This window comes from Brevibacterium sp. MGP-B1, assembly GCF_057766545.1.
In genome coordinates, this window is the sequence record NZ_CM173407.1 from 1806099 (window position 1) to 1825308 (window position 19210).

Below are 19210 nucleotides of genomic sequence, written 5' to 3' on the forward strand. Positions count from 1 at the left end.
CGTTTCAGTCTTCTGCGAGCACTTCCCGTGTGACCTTGATGCAGATCGCCGAGGGGAAGCCTCGGCGGGCGAGCATGCCGAGGATTCTGCGCTCTCGCACCGCATAGTCGAGGCGCCTGGTGGAGGCAGCTTTCTTCTCGGCGACTTCGCGGGCGAGTTCTTCCTCACCGTCGATCTCGGCCACTGCGTCGGCGGCCAGTTCGGGGCTGATGCCCTTCTTGCTCAGTTCGCGTTTGAGCACGGATCGGGACAGTTTCCGGTTCTCGCGCTGTGCCCGTGCGAAGCGGTGGGCGAACTCTTCGTCGTTGAGCAGACGCGAGTTCTGCAGCTTCTCGATGAGGACATCGATCGCTTCGGGCATGAGGTTGCGCTTGAGCAGCTTCTTGCGCAGTTCGTCGCTGGAGTGATCACGCATGGCGAGCATGTTCATCGCCGTCTTCTTCGCCTGAGCGTAGTCCGCGTCGAAGTCGGGAGCGTCGTCTTCGTCGTCGTCGAAGCTCAGCCCGGGACCGGCAGCGAAGTCAGGTGGACCGTCGCTGTCATCCAGGAAGTCGGGCCCGGCATTGCCATCGCTCGCCAGGAAATCTGGACCATCATTCTCGGCTGCAAGGAAATCAGGGACATCGATGAAATCCGGAGTCGAGTCGGCACCGCCTTCGACCCACCCGTTGTCCGGTTCCTTCTGCTGTCGCTTCCAGCCGCTGGAGTTATTCTTGCGCTTCGAACCCGAGCTGTTTCGTTTGTCGGTTCGACCGTTGCCGCCGGTGACATCATCGTCGTCGAGTCCGGAGAGGCCGGCGAAGAACCCGGCCTCTCCTTCGGCATGACGTTGGTCGATCTCCGAGATCGCACTGCGCAGCTGCGAGAGCGTCTCGGTCTGAGACGAATCGCTCCGACCCGAGTCCCCCGCACCGACCGTCTCGGTCGATGCGGCGGGCTCGCGGCCCGGGAATTCGTCGTCGGTCGACGAGGCGTCAGGAGACTTCGACGTCATCCGTCTGTGCTTCTCCGGCCGCCTCGGCGCCTTCCTCGGGTTCGTCGACCTGGATCAGGCCCAGCTTGTGCTTGATCTTCAGCTCGATCTCTTCGGCCAGGCCCGGGTTGTCGCGGAGGAAGTTGCGGACGTTCTCCTTGCCCTGACCCAGCTGATCGCCGTCGTAGGTGAACCAGGATCCGGACTTGCGCACGATGCCGTTGTCGACGCCCATATCGATGAGGCTGCCTTCGCGGGAGATGCCGTGGCCGTAGAGGATGTCGAACTCGGCCTGCTTGAACGGCGGAGCGACCTTGTTCTTCACGATCTTCGCACGGGTCCGGTTGCCGACCGCGTCCTGACCTTCCTTGAGGGTCTCGATGCGGCGGACGTCGATGCGCACGGAGGCGTAGAACTTCAGCGCCTTACCGCCCGAGGTGGTCTCCGGGGAACCGAAGAAGACGCCGACCTTCTCACGCAGCTGGTTGATGAAGATCGCGGTGGTCTTCGACTGGGCCAGGGCACCGGTGATCTTACGCAGTGCCTGCGACATCAGGCGAGCCTGCAGGCCGACGTGGCTGTCGCCCATCTCGCCTTCGATTTCGGCCTTGGGCACGAGGGCGGCGACGGAGTCGATGACGATGATGTCGAGGGCACCGGAGCGGATGAGCATATCGGCGATCTCGAGTGCCTGCTCACCGGTGTCCGGCTGGGAGACGAGGAGCTGATCGGTGTCGACGCCGAGCTTCTTCGCATACTCCGGGTCGAGTGCGTGCTCAGCATCGATGAACCCGGCGATTCCGCCGGCCTTCTGAGCATTCGCCACGGCGTGGAGAGCCACGGTCGTCTTACCGGAGGATTCCGGACCGTAGATCTCGACGACGCGACCGCGTGGCAGACCGCCGATGCCCAAAGCGATGTCGAGTGCTACCGAACCGGTCGGGATGGAGGCGATGGGCTCACGCACACCGTCACCGAGGCGCATGATCGCGCCCTTGCCGTAGTTGCGATCGATCTGGCCCATTGCGGCTTCGAGTGCCTTCGACTTGTCTCCGCCGGTGGGAACCTGAAGGTTCTTGGGTGTACGTGCCATGACGTCTCCTCTTCGTTGCTTTTCCGTTGAGACCAAGGCTAGAAGATGGCACTGACATAACGACAGAGGAAGCGATTCCCCCGTGGATAACCAGCCACTCATGGTCACAGGTCCCGTGATTCCTCACCAGGATAACCCACATGGGAACAGGTGTTCTATATATTCGGGTGTGTCGCGTGTCTCCGCGAGAGTCAGGCCTGGGCCAGACCCAGCTGCCAGGTGAGACCGAAGCGGTCCCCCACCCACCCGAACGGGCCGAATCCGTAGTCGTCGAACGGCATGAACACAGTTCCGTCTGCGCTCAGTGCCGTGAAGAGGCGTTCGAGCTCCTCGGCCGAATCGCAGTCGACCATGAGTGACACGCCAGGGGTGATGTCCCACTCGTGTGCGACGAAGCTGTCACTGAAGCGCAGTCTCTGGCCGGCGATCTCGATCTCGGACATGATGACCGTACCCTCGGCGCCCGGACCGTCGGGACCGTACCGATTGTCGAGGATCACTCGCCCGTCGGCGAAGAGCTCGACGTAGGTGTCCATGGCCTCGGCAGCACTCTGGCCACGGCTGGGCTGAAAGGTGATGAACGGAACGGCCTGATTCATGCGGTCAGTCTACACTCGGCCGACACGGCGCCGACAGAGAATGACCGGCGCTGCTCCGACCAGACAGAGTCACAGACGGTGCGAGGCAGCTCCGATCCAGCAGAACGACGTCGAGCCTCGGTCAGAACGGCGTCGAGCGCGGCTTCTCCTTGCCGAGACGCCGAGATTCGGGAACACCCATGGAATCGCAGACGGCGGTCCAGATGTCGCGGGGTTCGACTCCGGCTTCGAATGCCTGGGCCGCGGCCCGCGAACCCAAGGAGCTCAGAGTGAGGTCGGTGTGCAGGGAGGCGGCGCGAGCCTCACCGAACTCCTCGTTCATGAGGATCCAGTAGAGCGTGTGCCGCATCAGGGCTTGGCGGCCAGCCGCGGAGCAGAGTACCCCTCGGGGTGACCGAGGATCTTGTCCGAGAGCTCCTGCGGAATGGTATCGGGGATCTGCACGCCTTCTTCGAGAGCGAAGCGATCAGACACAGACGACAGCAGTGCCGACAGCGGCAGGTCGAGTGCTTCGCAGATCGCCGACAGCAGCTCCGAGGAGGCTTCCTTCTGTCCGCGCTCGATTTCGCTGAGGTAGCCGAGCGAAACGCTGGCCCCGGTCGAGACATCGCGAAGGGTGCGTCCTTGACGACGGCGGGCGGAACGAAGTGCGTCGCCGATTTCGACTCTCAGTAACATAACGCGGCCCTCCCTTTGTCAGCGCGTCCCGTCAATGTAGTTCCAACAACCTTACAACCTGGCCGTGACACAGCACCAACCTGGTGCCCCGAGCGGATGGTATTGCCAGTCCATTCGAAGACTTTGGAGAATTTTCGTCCGATGGTCATCACCCGGTCAACCCCACAGCAGACGAACTTATTCCGTGGCGTCCTCGCCAGTATTCGACGCCTGCCCGGCCTCGGGCCCGAAGGCGAGTTCGCCGACGAATTCGTCGAGGTTGACGGCCATCGCCTGCACCGTCTGGCTGCGGATGGCATCACGGTCGCCGGTGAACTCGTGTTCGAAGACCTTCGCCTTCCCGCCGAAGGCGATCGCCGTGTAGACGAGTCCGACGGGCTTGTCGTCCTGCGGGTCGGGGCCGGCGACTCCGGTGCAGGAGATCCCGATGTCGGCGACGCACTGCACGGCCGTGCCGACGGCCATCTGCGCGGCGACGACCGGGTCGATCGGCCCGGCCTCCTCGAGGTGGTCGGCATCGACTCCGGCCAGGCTCGCTTTGAGGTCGGTGGCGTAGGTGACCAGTCCCCCGCGCACCACGGCCGAGGCACCCGGCACATCGACGAGCGAGGCGACGAAGCGTCCCCCGGTCAGCGACTCCGCCGACGCCAGCGAAATCCCCAATCGAGTACAGGTGGAGATGATGCGACGCGCGGTCTCCATCAGCTCGGACTCAGCCACGCTGCGCGTCCCCGCCAGTCTGCGTGCTCCCACCGCTCTTCGCGTCCTTGTACAGCTTCGCCGCCTGCACGCAGTAGTCAACACCGGTGACGATGGTGACGACGATGGCCGCGGTCATGATGATCCAGGCGAAGACGAGCAGGATGACGTAGACGACGGAGGGAACCACGTCCGAGAGCGGGAAGACCAACAGGAACAGGCCGATCGCCGCGGTCTGCAGCACGGTCTTGATCTTGCCGCCTCGTGAGGCGGGCATGACGGCGATGCGGATCATGAAGAACCGCAGCACGGTGATTCCGAATTCGCGGACGAGGATGATCACGGGCACCCACCACGTCAGTTCGACGATGATCGCCAGACCGATGAGCGCGGCCGCCATGAGCGACTTGTCGGCGATGGGATCGGCGATCTTGCCGAAGTTCGTGATGAGGTTGTTCCGCCTGGCCAGATAGCCGTCGACGAAGTCGGTGAACATGGCCAGCAGGAACACGATGAGCGCCCACCAGCGCAGTGTCACATCGTTGCCGCCGTCTGCCAGCAGAAGCACGAGAAACAGGGGCACCATGAGGATGCGCAGCACCGTGAGTGCGTTCGGGACATTCCACGGACTCGGTTCCGCAGAGGGCTGCTGAGAGGCTCCGGCCTCGACTCGATCGTTCACGCAACCAGCCTATCGGAGTGAGCTGAGCAGATCATTCCAACCAGGGCCATCTCAACGACAATCGCCGAGGCGGCGCACCGTCGGTACGGTGCGCCGCCTCGGCGAGGGGTGGGGTTCGGATCGGATCAGCGGCCGGTGAGCTGCCAGGCGTCCTCTCCGCTGGCTTCGACGACCTCGAGCCCGGTCTCCGGATCAACGTCACCGACGGTGAGGTCGCCGGCATGGCCGACCCCGTTTGCGTAGCGGTCGAACGATGCCGAGCTGTACGACGACGCCGAACCTTGGGAGGTCTCGCCGTAGTCGTCGTCGAACTCCTCGTCATAGTCCCCGGCCGCCGAGGCGTGCCCGGATCCGGTCTGTCCGGACTGGCCGTGGCCTCCGTCGGCCGGGACGTCGGCAACGGCGCCTCCGGAATCCTCGGGCGGGGTCTCGCCCTTGATGATGGCCAGGGTGCCCGGCAGATCGTCGGGGCGCACGAGCACGTCGCGGGCCTTCGAGCCCTCGGAGGGTCCGACGATTCCGCGGGACTCCATGAGATCCATGAGGCGACCGGCCTTGGCGAAGCCGACGCGCAGCTTGCGCTGCAGCATCGAGGTCGAGCCGAACTGCGTGGTGACGACCTGCTCGATCGCCTGGAGCAGCAGTTCGAGGTCGTCTCCGATGTCCTCGTCGATCTGCTTCTTCGGCGCTTCGACGGCCACGTCTTCGCGGTAGTTCGGGGTGAGCTGGCCCTTGACGTGTTCGACGACCTTCTCGATCTCTGACTCGTTGACCCAGGCGCCCTGGACACGCATCGGCTTGGCCGCACCCATCGGCAGGAACAGGGCGTCACCCTGACCGATGAGCTTCTCCGCGCCGGGCTGGTCGAGCACGACTCGCGAGTCGGCCAGCGACGAGGTCGCGAATGCCAGACGGGAGGGCACGTTGGCCTTGATGAGGCCGGTGACGACGTCGACGCTGGGGCGCTGGGTGGCGAGCACCAGGTGGATGCCGGCGGCACGGGCCAGCTGCGTGATGCGCTGGATCGAGGCTTCGACGTCGCGCGGGGCGACCATCATGAGGTCGGCGAGCTCGTCGACGACGACCAGCAGGTACGGGTAGGGCTGGAGGACGCGTTCGGATCCGGCGGGCGGCTGGATGCGGCCCTCGCGGACGGCCTTGTTGAACTCCTTGACGTGTTTGAACCCGTAGTTCGCGAGGTCGTCGTAGCGGGCGTCCATTTCGCGCACGACCCATTCGAGCGCCTCGGCGGCCTTCTTCGGGTTCGTGATGATCGGGGTGATGAGGTGCGGGATGCCTTCGTAGATCGTGAGCTCGACGCGCTTGGGGTCGACGAGGATCATGCGGACCTCGTCGGGGGTCGCGCGCATCATGATCGAGGTGATCATGGAGTTCACGAAGCTCGACTTACCGGCACCGGTGGCACCGGCCACGAGGAGGTGGGGCATCTTCGAGAGGTCGGCGACGACGAAGCCGCCTTCGACGTCCTTGCCCACACCCATGACCATGGGGTGGTCGGTCTTGCGGGCGGCCTTCGAGCGCAGCACATCACCGAGGGCGACGTTCTCACGGTCGGTGTTCGGGATCTCGATGCCGATGGCCTTCTTGCCGGGGATCGGCGAGAGGATGCGGACATCGGCGCTGGCCACGGCATAGGCGATGTTCTTCGACAGGGCCGTGACCTTCTCGACCTTCGTACCGGCGCCGAGCTCCACCTCGTAGCGGGTGACCGTCGGTCCGCGGGAGAAGCCGGTGACCTCGGCGTCGATCTTGAACTGCTCGAGCACATCGCGCAGGGCTTCGACGACACGGTCGTTGGCCTCGGAGCGTTCCTTCGCGGGAGGCCCGGGCTGGAGGTTGTCGGAGGCGGGCAGGGTGTAGGTGACGTCGCCGGCGAGGGTGAGCTGTTCGACGCGTTCGGGCAGCTGCTCCGTGGGCGGAGGTGCGGGTGCGTTCGTGATCGGCACCGGCGCCGAGGCGGCAGCGGGCTCGGACTTCTTCGCCTGGTTCGCGGCGTCGTCGTCCATCCCGATGGTCTTCTTCAGCTCGGCCATCTCGCGTTCGGCCTTGGTGGGCCGGCGCTGGCCGGGCTTGAGCTTCGGCTCCGGACTGGTTTCGATGCGGGTGGTGTCGGCGTCTTCGTCGCTGACGTCATCCTCGTGGATATAGGCCTTGTCGTAGGCCTTCGTCGCGGTGTCGTCGTCAGCGGATTCGGCGTCGAGATCCGGGATCTCGGTCTTCTTCTTCCGGCTGCGGCGCTTGGCGCCCATCACGGGCTTGAGGTCGGAGGTGCGACCGTTCTCCGCAACGAGGTCGGACTGTTTGGTCTCGGCCGCCTCGGCGTCGGTTTCCGGTCGGGCACCGCCGGTGAGGCGGTAGTAGAGGTCGGTGAGGCGACGGGGAATCGCGCGCACCGGGGTTGCGGTGACCACGAGCAGGGAGAACAGCCCGAGGAGGACGAGCAGCGGCACCGCCACGTACACGGTGGTCGCAACGACCAGCGGTGAGGACACGACGAATCCGAGCGCGCCGCCCCCGTTGGCCATGGCCTCGCGGGAGTTCGTGAAGGTCGGGTTGCCGGCGGCGATATGGGCCAGGCCCGATGCGGCGAGCAGGCCGAAGATCATCCCGATGAGGATGCGGTTGTTGCCGCGGTTGTCGTCGCCGCGCAGGAACAGGCGGATCGCGTAGCAGGTGAAGACCACCGGCAGGGCGAGTGCCACCCGGCCGAAGGTGCCTTCGACGATTCCGCGGACGCCGTCGCTGATCGCGCCGGGGATGTTCCACCATTCGAATGCGGCGATGATGATCGAGAGTCCGATGAGGAAGAAGGCTGTGCCGTCCCGCTTCGTCGGTGATTGATCGGTCGGTTCGTCGCTGAGAGTCTTACGCGCACGGTTTCCGGCCATGTGGGCCACTCCCCTCCATGCACCGGTGACAACGTTTGTCCCGGGTTCTTCGGTCCCCGCTTGACCGGACCGACCAGCGTTTTTGCGCGCTGTGCGTTTCCCGGAACCAGAAGCGGGGGAAGTCGTTCTGGTCGCCATGTCTCTCATCTTAGGACGATATTGCGCTCCTGCCCAGCAAATCCGCAGGTTTCGGCGTGCCACCAGGGGCGATGTTCGGCCCCGCGTGTCACTGCGGTTGCGCTAGCCCGGAACATGCGATTTCGCGGTCGTGAGCGAGTTAAGTGTGCTCAGATTGCCCGTTTTCCTAGACATTTTGGCATTCTGAGTACACTTAACTTGCCGTTCGCGGCAGCGCATCGCGCGTCGACATAGCTGTCCCCGGCGTCGGCTTCCCATTCCCCGGCGCTGTCAGCGGTCATGTGGATCGCTCGGGTGCATTGCGATGAACAGACCCCATTGGGTGGCACCGTCCTCGTTGCGGCGACTGCGGAACTCTTCGAACAGCTCATCGATACGAGCCCGGAACTCCTCGACCTCATCCTCGGTGAGCATCGCCGCCATCCGACCCATCGTCCGCTCCTCATACGGTGCGGCGGTGAACTCAGCGGTGAAGGCCTCGATCATCTCGGTCGTCATATCGCCGGTGTTGAGGAACCAACTCTTGCCCGTGGCGAGGTACGGGATCTCCCTGGACCCGCGCTTGCCGCGCCGCGCCTCCTGAGGTTCGAGGAATCCGGTGTCGGCGAGCATCCGCACATGATGAAGTGAGGTCGCGGGATTGAGGCAGGTCGCCTCGGCGATCTCCCGATTGCTTAAGGCCTCGTCCAGACACAGCCGCAGGATCCGAATCCGAATGCTCGACGCCAGCGCCTTGGCCTCGGCATCGGTGGCATCCCTGCGCTCCACGGCTCGGGCAAGGGCGGCCGCGGCAGGTGTGTCATCGCTCATGCCTCAACGCTAGCGAGTGATCGGGAGAAGTCAATCAATCGTCCAAAGTGATTGACTTCCCTCAATCGCTCGTGGAGCATTACTGATTGACAACCCTCAATCACTGACTCTCAATCACCGATCCTCCACCCGCCGTCGCGAGGAAGAGCCATGGCAGCAGCCGACCAACCGCCGTCGAGCGAACCACAACCGCAGCACGGTCCCGCCTCATCGCAGCGGCCGAAACACGTCTCCCTGTGGAGACACCGCGACTTCATGAAGTTATGGGCAGGCGACACGGTCTCCGTGTTCGGCTCCCAGCTCGTCCTCTTCGCTCTCCCCCTCATCGCCGTGCAGCTCCTCCACGCCGACGCCTTCGAAATGGGAGTGCTCGCAACCCTGGAATCCGCGGCTTTCCTGCTCATCAGCCTGCCCGCCGGGGCCTGGGTCGACCGCCTGCCGAAGAGACTCGTCATCGTCTCCGGCGACATCATCCGCGCCGCCATCCTCCTGACCATCCCGCTGACCTGGGCGTTCGATGCCCTGAGCATGGTCCAGCTCTATCTCGTCGCGGCCGGGGTCGGAATCGTCAGCGTCTTCTTCGACATCGCCAACCAGTCCTACCTGCCCGAACTCGTCGACGGCGACGCGATCTCGGACGGCAACGGCAAGCTCCAAGCCAGCCAGCAGACTGCCGGAGTTGCCGGCCCCACTCTGGCCTCCGGGCTGGTCACCGCGATCGGTGCCCCGCTGACCATCGGACTGACCAGCATCTGCATGGGTCTCTCCAGCATCCTCGTCGGACTCATCAAACACCGCGAAACCCCACGACCGGCCGAGGGCCGGGCCGGATTCGTCGCCGAGATTCGGGAGGGACTCGGCTTCGTCCTCGGTCACCCGCTGCTGCGCCGGATCACTGCCTGCACAGGTCTGACGAACTTCGCGTCGTCGGGCATCTTCGCGCTTCTCGTGCTGTACGCACTCACCACGCTCGGTCTTCACCAGGTCGAACTCGGAATCATCATGTCCGTCGCCTCGGCCGGTGGCATCCTCGGCGCGCTCACTGCGGCGTGGGTGCAGAAGATCCTCGGCGAAGGAACGAGCATCGCTGTGTCCGCGCTGATCGGCGGCCTCTGCTTCCTCGGTGTGCCGCTCGCCTCCGTCCTGCCAGCGCTGCCGACCCTGCTGATCAGCTGGTTCCTTGTGACCTGGGCAGTCGTCGTCTACAACATTGCGCAGGTGAGCTTCCGCCAGCGCCTGTGCCCGAAGCCGTTGCTGGGCCGGATGAACGCCTCCATCCGCTTCCTCGTGTGGGGGCCGATGCCCTTGGGCGCCTTCCTGGCCGGCATCCTCGGTGACCGGCTCGGGGTGACGACGACGATGTGGATCCTGGCAGTCTGCGCGCTGCTCGGCTCACTGCCGGTGCTCGCCTCCCGCCTGCTGCGGATGCGCGAGCTCCCCCGCGAACTTGATCTGCTCGCCGAGGCGACCGACCCGATCTCACCGTCGGCGGAGGCCGAAGACCGCGGTTGAGCTCTCCTGCCAACAGCGAGATAAGTGTGCTCAGATTGCACGTTTTCCTCGGGTGGGCTCAGGGTTCTAGTGCAACAGTGGGCTAGTCTCAGGCTACCTGCTCATGCAACAGATCAGCCAGGACCTCGGCCGGGGTCGCGAACCCGAGGACCTTCCGCGGCCTGCGGTTGAGCTGATCCTGCATCGCCTGGATCTCCTCGTCAGTAACCGACTCATCGAAGACCGTGCCCTTCGGGTAGTAGTCCCGGATAAGCCCGTTGGAATTCTCATTCGTCGGTCGTTGCCAGGGTGAGTGCGGGTCGCAGAAGTACACCTGGCAGTCGGTGGCGACAGTGATCCGCAGATGCTCAGCCATCTCCTGACCCTGGTCCCACGTGAGAGTCGAGAACAACGCCTCCGGCAGGGATGCGATCATGTCCTGGACTAGTCCGGTAACGGTGACCGATTCGCGGTTGTTCGGCAGTTTCCGGATCAAGGAGAACCGGGACCGGCGTTCGAAGACGGTCACCAGGCCACCGGTGTGGGAATCGACGACGAGATCACCCTCCCAGTGACCGGGAACGCTGCGGTCGGCAGCTTGTGGGGGACGGTCGGTCAACAGGGCACCATCGAGCCAGGGACGGTTGGACCGACGTGGCAGTTTCGATTGCGGCTTCCTTCCCGTCCGTCCCGATCGGAGGGCCTTGACCACGGACAGCTCGTGACGCAGGGATCCGCGTCCTTGGACGTAGAGAGCTTGGTAGACCGTTTCGTGGCTCACGTGCAGGTCCTTCCGGTCGGGGTAGTCACGCCGAAGCCTACCGGCGACCTGTTCGGGCGAGCACTTGTCGTTGAGCCCGTTGATCACGTGAGCCCGCAGCCACGGGTTATCCAGACGTTTGGGGCGGTGCTTCTTGCGTGCTTGCCGGGCATAGGTGCGGCCGTGGGCGCCGGCGGCACTGTAGACCGGGTGTGGGCTGATTCTGTCGTATTGGATGAGTCGGTTGCGGCGGATCTCTCGGGACACGGTTGACGGAGCAACACCGAGTTGGGTCGCGATGGTTCTCATCGACAAAGGCGGATCTGATTGCAGGCCAGCCTGGATTGTCATTCGGTCGGCGATCGTCAGGTGGCGGTAGGCGGCTGGCCGTGGTGGTGCCGGGGCAGCAACGATGGTGGTCGGCATGGACAGTATTCTGCCGGTCCTGCCTTTGGGCAGGCCGAGTCGCCGCGCCCACCGGGTGACGGTGTTGAGGTTGATGCCGAGGTGGTCAGCGATCGCTGATCGTGGTCTGCCTTCGAGGAGGAGCCAGAAGAGTTCGTCGAGGACGTCGAAGGGCAGTCGTGGACGTCTGTGGTGCGTGGTCATGGGGTGTTCCTTCGTTCAGTGGAAACACCCGGTCTGATAGTGCTGGTCAGACCGGGTGTTGCACTAGAACCTAGAAACCGCCTCGCCTATTTGGCAATCTGCGCACACTTAACTTGCCGCTGGCGGCAGAATCACTGCGGCCAGGCAGCGCCGAAGCCGTCGATCGAAAGAGATCGAGAGTGACCGAGGCGAGCCCGCGCCACCTCAGCGGGTGGCGTAGAGGTGTTCGGGCCGGCCGGTGTTGCCGTACTGGAGGGACACCGTGATCGTGCGGGCCTCGGCAAGTTTCGCCAGATGTCGCTGCGCGGTCGCACGGGAGGCACCAACCGCCTCGGCGACCTCGAGAGCCGTCATCGGACCGCTCGCCTCCTCGAGTGCGGCGAGAATCCGGGTCGTCGTCGACGATCCCGCCGGGCTCGCTCCGGTCCCGCCGACGGCCGCGGCATCGTGGAGGTTGCGCAGCTGCCGCTCGAGATCGTTCTGCCCGACCTTCTCCCGCTCCCAGTAGCGGAGGAAACGAGCGTAGCGGCGCAGGAAGTTCTGCAGCACCTCGGCGGCGAAGGGCTTGACGATGTACGTCATCGCCCCCGCACGCAGCGACGAGCGGACCACTTGCGGATCAGTGACCGCCGAGAGCACGATCGCATCGATATCGGTCTCGCGGATGAGTTCGACCCCGGTGCCCTCGGGCAGCACATAGTCGACGAGGAGCAGGTCGACCTCGTTCTCGGCGATGACCTCGCGGGCCGTCTTCAGGTCGCGGACGGGTTCGAGTGCCGTGAAGCCGGGCACCTCGTCGACGTACCGGGCGTGGATCTGCCCGACGAAGAAATCGTCATCGAGCACGAGAACGTTGACCATCATCTCTCCTCAGTTTCGCTGAAAATCATCATCACCGCAGATTCGTTGAAAACACGTCGTCATCTCAGGCCAGAAGCTGTGCTGCCGCCATCGCCAAAATCGCCGTCTTCGCCCGCGTTGGCAGGGTCGGCAGGATCGTCGAGGGCATCGGGCAGGTGCATTCCGAAGCTCGCCCCGCCGAGGTCCGGGTCGTGGCCGTCGATGAGCCACACCGTTCCCCCGCCTTTCTCCGCGACCCGGCGGCTGAGCGCAAGGCCGATGCCGAGTCCGTGACCGTCCCCAGTGCCGGTTCCCGACGTCAGTCCGATCCCGAAATCCGGCGCCGAGGCGGCCGTCGAGGTCGAGAATCCCTCATCGAAGATCTTCCCCGCCACCTCATCGTCGATCCCGTCGCCGGTGTCCGTGACGACCGCGTGGAGCTCCGTCCCGGAGCTGAGCACCTGCACTTCGACCCGGCCCCCGGCCTCGGCGTACCGCTGGCCTGCAACGGCCGCACGGACGGCATTGTCGATGAGGTTGCCGAGGATGAGCGTGACCGCTTCCGGGTCGCGGACTGCACCGACGGCCAGGGAGTCCGGTGTCACGGCCAGGGCCACTCCCGCCTCGGCGGCGGTCGTGCCCTTCGCTTCCAGAACGGCCCGCAGGTACGGGTCGAACACGAGGTCGATGTCTTCGACCGGGGTCGTGATCGGCCCTGTGCCCAGGAGGGAGGACAGGTAGGTGTGTGCCTCGTCGGTGGCGCCCGTGTCGACGAGACCGAGCACGGTATGCAGCCGGTTGGCGAACTCGTGCCGCTGGGTCCGCAGCGCCCGAGCCATCGCTGTGACGGATTCGAGCTGGCGAGCCATCGTGAGCATCTGAGTCTCGTCCCGCAGGGTCACGACCCCGCCGACGGACACCCCGTCGCGCTGGACCCGCACGGCCGTGGCCAGCAGGATCCGATCGTCGATCGTGATCCGCCGCCGCAGCGCTCCGTCCGCCGGGGCGTCGGCCATGAGCACGGTGATCTCATCGGGCACATTGACGAGTTCGTCGTCGGACACGGCGGCCAGTTCGCGGTCGGAATCCCCCGCCGAGGCGGCACGGAGCAGCTCTTTCGCGTTCGAATTGCTCAGGGTCAGCTTCCCGTTCGTATCGAATCCGAGCACCCCGTCGTCGAGGCCGTGGAGCACGGCCCCTTGGTCGCGAGCCATCTCGGCCAGCTCTTCGGGTCCGACGCCGAGCGTCTCCCTCCGCAGCCGGCGCCCGAGCATGACCGATACGACACCGCCGAGCGCCAGGGCGAGCACCGCGACGGTGCCGAGCAGGATGAGTTCGCGGCGGACATCGGCGTCGAGCACGGAGGCGAAGATGCCCACCGAGACCTCACCGACGACGGTCCTGCCGTCCTCATTCGAATAGATCGGAACCTTCGCCCGCACCGTCTCGCCCAGGGTTCCTGATTCGTGGGAGACGTTCTCGCGTCCGGCCAGCGCCTCCTCCGGCGACGTGGAGACCCTGTGTCCGATCTTCGACCGGTCGGGGTGGGTGAGTCGGATGCCGCGGTCGTCGGTGATGACGGCGAAGCTGATGCCCGAGCGGTCGCGCAGATCATCGGTGATCGCCAACATCGAGGTCACGAGCTGCTCATCGGGTTTCTCAGCATGCTCGGCCGAAGCCTGGGTGGCGGCGGCACGGACGTCCGGATCGATCGCCAGCGTGCGGGCAGTGGCCAGCGCCTTCGTCTCGGTCACCTCGGTGACGGTGCGCGCACCCATCCACGCGAACACTCCGGTGACCAGGGCGAGGATCACGATGACGAGCGCGAGCTGAGAGATCAGCACACGACGGGAGAACGAACGATGGGGCCGGGGCACGCGCTCAGCGTAGCCGCGTTTGAGCGCAATGCGCAAAAGGCGCGCAACGATCTAAACGCCATCAGTGCACACAAGCGCGCGCGGCCCGTGATCTGGGCCCTACGGTGTTTCGAGCCTCACATTCGCCTTCGAAGGAGAAGCTCGTGCTTGTCATTCTCGGTTTTGCCATGATCCTCGTCTTCATGACGCTGATCATGACCAAACGACTCTCGCCGATCCTCGCGCTCATCCTCGTGCCCACGATCTTCGGCCTCTTCGCCGGGGCCGGACTGGGCATCGGGGACATGGTCATGGACGCGATCGCCTCGATGTCGTCGACGGCAGCGTTGCTGCTCTTCGCCATCATCTACTTCGGCATCATGATCGACGTCGGCCTCTTCGACAAGCTCGTCGAGTTCATCCTCAAGGTCGCCGGCAACGACCCCGTCAAGGTCGTCCTCGGCACCGCGCTGCTCACCGGTGCCGTGTCTCTCGACGGTGACGGATCGACGACGTTCATCGTCGTCACCGCGGCCATGCTGCCGATCTACCAGCGCCTCGAGATGTCACCCGTGGTGCTCACCTGCGTCGCCGGTCTCATCAACGGCACCCTCAACATCGTCCCGTGGGGCGGCCCGACGGCCCGAGCCTCCTCGGCGCTGCAGATCGACGCGAACGAGATCTTCGTCCCCATGGTCCCCTCCCTGGTGGCGGGCCTGCTCGTGTGCCTCATCTTCGCCTACGTGCTCGGCATCTCCGAACGCCGCCGCCTGGCCAAGAACGGCGTCGCCTGGGTCGAGGACCGCGGTTCGAACCGTCGCAGGGACCTCGTCGGTGCCGTGGCCGGAGCCAGCACGACCGCGGGTTCGTCCGCGGGCACCGGGAACGGTGCGACCGTGGCTGGGCACGGACACGGATCCAACTCGGCCGCCTCGGCGAATGACGGCACCACCACCGAGGCGGCCCCCGCCTCCGCGAACGACACAGACGGATCCGCCGGTTCCGGCACAGGTCTGTCGAACACCGCGCTCGATCCCAACCGCGCGACCCTGCGTCCGAAGCTGTTCTGGTTCAACCTGGCCCTGACCGTGGCCGTGATGGTCCTGCTCATCATCGACATCCTGCCGCTGCCGTACCTGTTCATGATCGGCACCGTCATCGCGCTCATGGTCAACTTCCCGAAGATGAAGGACCAGCAGGAGGAGCTCGCCTCCCATGCGACCGCGATCATCTCCGTCGTGGCCATGGTGATGGCCGCGGGCGTGCTCACCGGCATCATGTCCGGCACCGGAATGGTCGACGCGATGGCCGAATGGCTCGTCGAGGTCATCCCGAACTCGATGGGACCCTATATGGCCGTCATCACCGGCCTGCTGTCGATCCCGATGACGTTCTTCATGAGCAACGACGCCTTCTACTTCGGCATCCTGCCCGTCCTCGCCGAGACCGCCTCCCACTTCGGCATCTCAGCGGCAGATATGGCCCGCGCCTCGATCACCGGCCAGCCCGTGCACATGCAGTCGCCTCTCGTGCCCGCGATCCTGCTGCTTGTGTCCCTGTCCGGCGTCGAGCTCGGCGACCACCACAAGAAGGTGCTGTGGCGCGCGCTCATCGTCGCCCTCGTCATGCTCGCCGTGGGTGTCGCCGTCGGCGTCATCGGAATCGGCTGAGCGGAGGACTGCGATGACTGACCTCTATTCGACCTCACGCCCTCGCTTCCCCGCCCCGTCCCTGCAGGTCACTGCCTCACCGGGCATCGATTCGGCCTCGGCGACCGTGGTCCTGGCGCTGCGTCCGGATGCCTCGGTCCAGGTGCTCGAGCAGGCGATCGCCGCGGCCCGCCGTGAGAACGCCGCGGTGCAGGCGGTCGTGTTCGGCACGGATACGACGACGGCTCCGTCGACGTCGTCCCTGTCCGAATGCACCAAGTTGGGTGCTGCCCTCGCCGAGGCGGGGCTCGAGTATGCCGTGCACCGCTCCGGTCCCGATCCGGCCGAGCAGATCCTCAGTCTCGCCGAGGATCACGATGCCGCACTCATCGTCATGAGCACAAAGCGACGCTCGCCCGTGGTGAAGCTGCTGCTCGGGTCGAGTGCGCAGCAGGTCATCCTCGAGGCCGAGTGCCCGGTGCTGTTGGTCAAGTAGAAGTACGGGACCGGACACGGTGGTGCTCGCCTCCAGTCGCGGGGGTCGACGAGTTCTTTGAGCTCGCGCAGCCCTCGCCTGCCCGGCTGCGGACCCCACGCATCAACCTCGTCCCAGACCGGAGCCGGCGCTTCGATCAAGCGAGCGTCAAAGCGGATACGCGTAAGCTGTGCATTTCGCCTGCTAAACAGTCCAAACTAATGGTTCTAGACTGAGCCGTTGGCCTGCGCCCATGTCGAGCCTGGACAGGCGCTTTTTGATTTGTTTGTCGGAACACCATGAACTTTCATCACCGTTTTCGGGCTGGCCGCGGGCCCAAAGGACACACGACATCGATTTCCGATTCCAGCAGGGGGTCTTAGCAGTTAAACTTGAAAGAAAGTACCAGACTGGCACCGTACTACAGACCTAAAACTCTGGTTTGGATCTTTCAAATTGCACGGTTGCATTTCTGTTCTGCAGCTAGCCCGGAGGAGTGGCGATGTCCGATCCCATCGGAGCCAACCAACTGTTGTCGTTAAGCACTACGAGTCCCGAACTATTCTTCAGCCGTGTGACGATAGTGCTCCTCATTGCCGGGGCGTGCATTATCGGACTGCTCATCATTTGCATGGTGTGGTCCAGAATTGGCAGAAGCCGGACCCGAGCAAAGGGTGCGCTTCCTGCGCCCGAACTCGCCACTTTGAGAGAGGAACTCGTCGACGCTGTCGGTGTGGCTTCCCAGACGCAAGGAGCACACGTCTCATTGCGCGGGTTCTGGAAAGATAGGGGCCTGACTTCAGCCCAGAAGTTTGTAGTCCTCGATGATCTGCTTCAACGTCAAGTGTTTTACCGAGCCTATTCGAACGACAAGGTCATCTCGTTCTTCCAGTCACTGCGCTGGGATTGGTTAAATCGCCCGGTGAGCTACGTACGACTTAGCGACCAACATTGGACCAAGCTTGCCACTGGAACTTCACCCGGGATCGTAGCAGGCAAGGGAGCCATCGTTGTGCAGGATTCCCCTGGCGCCGGGGTGATGTCCCGCAGTCCACATTCCACCCAAAACACCAGTGTGGAATTCAGCCCCCAATTGGTCTATGACGTCGCAGAGGCATTGCGCAGTGATTCCAAAGCCCTGGTGCCGGACCACCCCTTGGCATTGACAGCGGAAGACTTCGCGAGACAGCTAGAGCTATACGCGAAACGATCCGAATGGGAGAACGCTAAGGCGACGCTTGCTGAAGTGATGACTTTTGCGGCAAACTCAGCTGGCTTGTGGGCTTCAACTTTGGCAATTCTTGCTTCAGGTTAGCCAGGATCAGGAAACCCAAGAAACCTCATTCCTATGTCCGCAATGGGCTATTCTCGGAAGTTGGAAATCAGTGCCAGCCTCCAATTCCTGCATATAACAACTACACTGGCCGAGTGCACCCGGTTGGGGGCCGCCCTCGCCGAGGCGGGGCTCGAGTATGCCGTCCACCGCTCCGGTCCCGATCCGGCCGAGCAGATCCTCGGTCTCGCCGACGATCACGATGCCGCGCTCATCGTCATGAGCACGAAGCGACGTTCCCCTGTGGTGAAGCTGCTGCTCGGCTCAAGTGCGCAGCAGGTCATCCTCGAGGCCGAGTGCCCGGTGCTGTTGGTCAAGTAGAAGATCGGAGCCGTCGCCAGCCGCGCGGCCCCGGTGGCGCGGCCCCGGTGCCGCGACGCTAGATTCCGGCGATCCCGCGGCCCGGAGCCAGGATTCCTCGCGGGTCGACCAGTTTCTTGATCTCGCGCAGACCCGCCTGCCCCGGCTGCGGACCCCAAGCGTCCACCTCGTCCCAGACAGGTGCGGGTGCGTGGATCAGCCGGGCGGCGATGACATGCAGGCCGAAGGTGCGCAGATGTTCGAGGACCACGCGGGTGGCCACTCCCGGTTCGGATTCCGGTGCGCCGATGCCCAGTTCGAACGTGCCCGTCGCACTGCCGCGCAGCTGCAGCGGATAGCCGATCGTCGTCTCCAGTCGGGCGACGGCATCGATGAGCGTCGGAATGAAACTCGGCGCCACGGACAGCCCGATGGTCGCGGCCAGCCGCGTTCGGCGACTCCACCATTCCGGCTCCCCGCACAGGGTCGAACCAGGGATCCGATCGACGAGGTGGCCCGCCTCGGCCTCGACTTCGTCGGTCTGCCCTTCGATGAGGACCACCGTCGCCGCTGGCGAACCGGGTGGGCGCTCGATGACGACCGCGTCCGGGGCTCTGCGGGCGATGAGGAGAGCAGCGGCCGCCTCGGTGCCGGGGATCCATACGAATCTCTGCGCTGCGGGACGCTCGGTCAGACGGATCTCGGCCTCGGCGATGATCGCTCGGGTTCCCCAGGATCCGGTGACGAGTCCGGGCAGATCGCGGTCGCCCAGGTCCCGGTGGAGCCCGTGAGAAGTGCGGGCGATGGTCCCGTCGGCTCCGACGACGGTCACGGATTCCACGGTCTCGGCCAGGCGAGGGCGGCGCACACTGCGGGGGCCGGTGGCCGCGGTGGAGATCATTCCGCCCAGGGTGGCGCCGGCTTCGATGCGGTCGGCGGGAAGGTCGCCGAGGAGCTCCCGACCCGACTGTGCGGCGAACCTGGTCAGGGCGCTGATCCGGGTGCCGGCTCCGGCACGGATGGTGCCGCCGCGAGGGTCGGCCGCCTCGGCGATGGATGTCAGGTCGATGAGGAGTCCCGGAGTGGACGCGGGCGGATGATCGTCGAAGGCGGTGCCGCCGCCGAACACGGCCACGGTGCGGTGCTCGGCATGGGCACGGGCCATGAGTTCGGAGAGTTCGGCAATGCTTGAGGGGCTGGCCAGTCGGGGCAGTTCGTCTGTGGTCAGGCTCATCCCCACCTCCGTAGATCCATCCGTCGTCGGCGCCTCCCACCTGCGGGTCGAGCTGGAGCCCTCACGTGGGTGTGTATGTCGA

At 64.8% G+C, this 19210-nt stretch carries 18 protein-coding genes; 5 read left to right on the top strand and 13 right to left on the bottom strand.

The features are described 5' to 3' along the window. Window positions 1–4 precede the first annotated feature (4 nt). The 9 genes from AC3CD9_RS08240 to AC3CD9_RS08280 form a co-directional block, all read right to left on the bottom strand. On the bottom strand, window positions 5–994 hold the full coding sequence (locus AC3CD9_RS08240) for a regulatory protein RecX (protein WP_488367183.1): 990 nt from the start codon (window positions 992–994) through the stop codon (window positions 5–7). Further along, on the bottom strand, window positions 975–2066 hold the full coding sequence (gene recA / locus AC3CD9_RS08245; protein ID WP_139908395.1) for a recombinase RecA: 1092 nt from the start codon (window positions 2064–2066) through the stop codon (window positions 975–977). Before recA ends, AC3CD9_RS08240 begins: the two co-directional genes overlap by 20 nt. A 191-nt stretch (window positions 2067–2257) precedes the next feature. Beyond that, window positions 2258–2665, bottom strand: coding sequence for a VOC family protein (locus AC3CD9_RS08250; RefSeq protein WP_488367185.1), 408 nt, complete (start codon window positions 2663–2665; stop codon window positions 2258–2260). A gap of 121 nt (window positions 2666–2786) precedes the next feature. Beyond that, window positions 2787–3014, bottom strand: a complete 228-nt coding sequence (locus AC3CD9_RS08255) for a DUF3046 domain-containing protein (protein ID WP_488367186.1) — start codon at window positions 3012–3014, stop codon at window positions 2787–2789. Then, entirely contained in the window at window positions 3014–3343 is a 330-nt protein-coding gene (locus AC3CD9_RS08260; RefSeq protein ID WP_139470108.1) for a helix-turn-helix domain-containing protein, read from the bottom strand. The genes AC3CD9_RS08255 and AC3CD9_RS08260 overlap by 1 nt, the downstream gene beginning before the upstream one ends. Before the next feature lie 177 nt (window positions 3344–3520). Then, a complete protein-coding gene (locus AC3CD9_RS08265; protein ID WP_488367187.1) occupies window positions 3521–4063 on the bottom strand; it encodes a CinA family protein in 543 nt (180 codons plus the stop codon). Further along, on the bottom strand, window positions 4056–4724 hold the full coding sequence (pgsA, locus tag AC3CD9_RS08270) for a CDP-diacylglycerol--glycerol-3-phosphate 3-phosphatidyltransferase (RefSeq protein WP_488367188.1): 669 nt from the start codon (window positions 4722–4724) through the stop codon (window positions 4056–4058). The genes AC3CD9_RS08265 and pgsA overlap by 8 nt, the downstream gene beginning before the upstream one ends. A gap of 125 nt (window positions 4725–4849) precedes the next feature. Further along, the gene (locus AC3CD9_RS08275) at window positions 4850–7633 is read right to left on the bottom strand and encodes an FtsK/SpoIIIE family DNA translocase (protein ID WP_488367189.1); all 2784 of its coding nucleotides are present in this window, start codon (window positions 7631–7633) and stop codon (window positions 4850–4852) included. Between the two features lie 408 nt (window positions 7634–8041). Then, window positions 8042–8581 carry an ArsR/SmtB family transcription factor gene (locus AC3CD9_RS08280; RefSeq protein WP_488367190.1) on the bottom strand — a complete coding sequence of 180 codons (540 nt, stop codon included), beginning with the start codon at window positions 8579–8581 and terminating at the stop codon, window positions 8042–8044. A gap of 150 nt (window positions 8582–8731) precedes the next feature. Between AC3CD9_RS08280 and AC3CD9_RS08285 the strand changes: the two genes are divergently transcribed. Further along, complete coding sequence (locus tag AC3CD9_RS08285; protein ID WP_488367191.1) at window positions 8732–10093, top strand: MFS transporter; 1362 nt, start codon at window positions 8732–8734, stop codon at window positions 10091–10093. A gap of 88 nt (window positions 10094–10181) precedes the next feature. On the opposite strand, the gene AC3CD9_RS08290 is transcribed toward AC3CD9_RS08285, so the two are convergent. From AC3CD9_RS08290 to AC3CD9_RS08300, 3 genes are all read right to left on the bottom strand, one after another. Then, the gene (locus AC3CD9_RS08290) at window positions 10182–11441 is read right to left on the bottom strand and encodes an IS30 family transposase (protein ID WP_488364662.1); all 1260 of its coding nucleotides are present in this window, start codon (window positions 11439–11441) and stop codon (window positions 10182–10184) included. Between the two features lie 204 nt (window positions 11442–11645). Then, a complete protein-coding gene (locus tag AC3CD9_RS08295) occupies window positions 11646–12302 on the bottom strand; it encodes a response regulator (protein WP_488367192.1) in 657 nt (218 codons plus the stop codon). 59 nt (window positions 12303–12361) lie between these two features. Further along, window positions 12362–14158: an ATP-binding protein gene (locus tag AC3CD9_RS08300; protein ID WP_488367193.1), complete on the bottom strand. Its 1797-nt coding sequence runs from the start codon at window positions 14156–14158 to the stop codon at window positions 12362–12364. A 143-nt stretch (window positions 14159–14301) separates the two neighbouring features. Here AC3CD9_RS08300 and AC3CD9_RS08305 point away from each other — a divergent pair, with 143 nt between their 5' ends. The 4 genes from AC3CD9_RS08305 to AC3CD9_RS08320 all read left to right on the top strand — a co-directional run bounded on the left by AC3CD9_RS08305 (window position 14302) and on the right by AC3CD9_RS08320 (window position 17915). Continuing rightward, entirely contained in the window at window positions 14302–15807 is a 1506-nt protein-coding gene (locus tag AC3CD9_RS08305) for a CitMHS family transporter (RefSeq protein WP_488367194.1), read from the top strand. A 13-nt stretch (window positions 15808–15820) separates the two neighbouring features. Continuing rightward, entirely contained in the window at window positions 15821–16282 is a 462-nt protein-coding gene (locus AC3CD9_RS08310) for a universal stress protein (protein WP_488367196.1), read from the top strand. A gap of 481 nt (window positions 16283–16763) precedes the next feature. Further along, window positions 16764–17576 (top strand): hypothetical protein, encoded by an 813-nt coding sequence (locus tag AC3CD9_RS08315; protein WP_488367197.1) that lies wholly within the window; start codon window positions 16764–16766, stop codon window positions 17574–17576. Window positions 17577–17618: 42 nt separating this feature from the next. After that, the gene (locus tag AC3CD9_RS08320; RefSeq protein ID WP_488367526.1) at window positions 17619–17915 is read left to right on the top strand and encodes a universal stress protein; all 297 of its coding nucleotides are present in this window, start codon (window positions 17619–17621) and stop codon (window positions 17913–17915) included. 58 nt (window positions 17916–17973) lie between these two features. Here the strand turns inward: AC3CD9_RS08320 and AC3CD9_RS08325 are convergent, their stop codons facing one another. Continuing rightward, window positions 17974–19128 (bottom strand): FAD-binding oxidoreductase, encoded by a 1155-nt coding sequence (locus AC3CD9_RS08325; RefSeq protein ID WP_488367198.1) that lies wholly within the window; start codon window positions 19126–19128, stop codon window positions 17974–17976. Window positions 19129–19210: the final 82 nt, after the last annotated feature.

Excerpts from the sequence above, each read along its gene's own strand:
- AC3CD9_RS08295 (WP_488367192.1), bottom strand. The coding sequence starts at position 12,302 with ATGGTCAACGTTCTCGTGCTCGATGACGATTTCTTCGTCGGGCAGATC.
- AC3CD9_RS08250 (WP_488367185.1), bottom strand. The coding sequence starts at position 2,665 with ATGAATCAGGCCGTTCCGTTCATCACCTTTCAGCCCAGCCGTGGCCAG.
- AC3CD9_RS08285 (WP_488367191.1), top strand. The coding sequence starts at position 8,732 with ATGGCAGCAGCCGACCAACCGCCGTCGAGCGAACCACAACCGCAGCAC.
- AC3CD9_RS08280 (WP_488367190.1), bottom strand. The coding sequence starts at position 8,581 with ATGAGCGATGACACACCTGCCGCGGCCGCCCTTGCCCGAGCCGTGGAG.
- AC3CD9_RS08325 (WP_488367198.1), bottom strand. The coding sequence starts at position 19,128 with ATGAGCCTGACCACAGACGAACTGCCCCGACTGGCCAGCCCCTCAAGC.
- AC3CD9_RS08310 (WP_488367196.1), top strand. The coding sequence starts at position 15,821 with ATGACTGACCTCTATTCGACCTCACGCCCTCGCTTCCCCGCCCCGTCC.
- AC3CD9_RS08240 (WP_488367183.1), bottom strand. The coding sequence starts at position 994 with ATGACGTCGAAGTCTCCTGACGCCTCGTCGACCGACGACGAATTCCCG.
- AC3CD9_RS08290 (WP_488364662.1), bottom strand. The coding sequence starts at position 11,441 with ATGACCACGCACCACAGACGTCCACGACTGCCCTTCGACGTCCTCGAC.
- recA (WP_139908395.1), bottom strand. The coding sequence starts at position 2,066 with ATGGCACGTACACCCAAGAACCTTCAGGTTCCCACCGGCGGAGACAAG.
- AC3CD9_RS08260 (WP_139470108.1), bottom strand. The coding sequence starts at position 3,343 with ATGTTACTGAGAGTCGAAATCGGCGACGCACTTCGTTCCGCCCGCCGT.
- AC3CD9_RS08315 (WP_488367197.1), top strand. The coding sequence starts at position 16,764 with ATGTCCGATCCCATCGGAGCCAACCAACTGTTGTCGTTAAGCACTACG.
- AC3CD9_RS08320 (WP_488367526.1), top strand. The coding sequence starts at position 17,619 with ATGGGCTATTCTCGGAAGTTGGAAATCAGTGCCAGCCTCCAATTCCTG.
- AC3CD9_RS08255 (WP_488367186.1), bottom strand. The coding sequence starts at position 3,014 with ATGCGGCACACGCTCTACTGGATCCTCATGAACGAGGAGTTCGGTGAG.
- AC3CD9_RS08275 (WP_488367189.1), bottom strand. The coding sequence starts at position 7,633 with ATGGCCGGAAACCGTGCGCGTAAGACTCTCAGCGACGAACCGACCGAT.